The sequence below is a fragment of the Methylomonas sp. LWB genome (genome assembly GCF_001856095.1).
GTDB classification, from domain to species: domain Bacteria; phylum Pseudomonadota; class Gammaproteobacteria; order Methylococcales; family Methylomonadaceae; genus Methylomonas; species Methylomonas koyamae_A.
Map to the genome: position 1 here is coordinate 1 of NZ_MKMC01000099.1, position 324 is coordinate 324.

1 protein-coding gene is annotated in these 324 nt (G+C 65.7%); it reads left to right on the forward strand.

Annotated elements, in window-relative coordinates:
* Window positions 1-324, forward strand: a 324-nt coding sequence (locus BJL95_RS25385; RefSeq protein ID WP_175463782.1) for a YDG domain-containing protein, incomplete at both ends; no start/stop codon positions are given.

A 324-nucleotide genomic window follows, 5' to 3' on the forward strand; every position in this document is an offset into this window, starting at 1 on the left:
CAGCCTGACCGGCAGCCGGACCTATAACGGCAGCACCAACGTGGCGGCCGGCATCTTCTCGGCGGGGAGTTTGGTCGGTAGCGAAACCCTGAACCTGAGCGGCACCGGCACCATTGCCAGTAAAAACGTCGGCACCGGCAAAGCGGTGACGCTGGGCACTTTGGCGCTGGCCGACGGCACGAACGGCGGCTTGGCCAGCAACTACACGCTGAGCGGCGGCACCCATACCGCGGATATTTCAGCCGCCAGCTTGACCGTCAGTACCAGCGACGTTAGCAAGGCCTACGACGGCGGCACCACGGCGGCCGGCACCGCAACCATCAC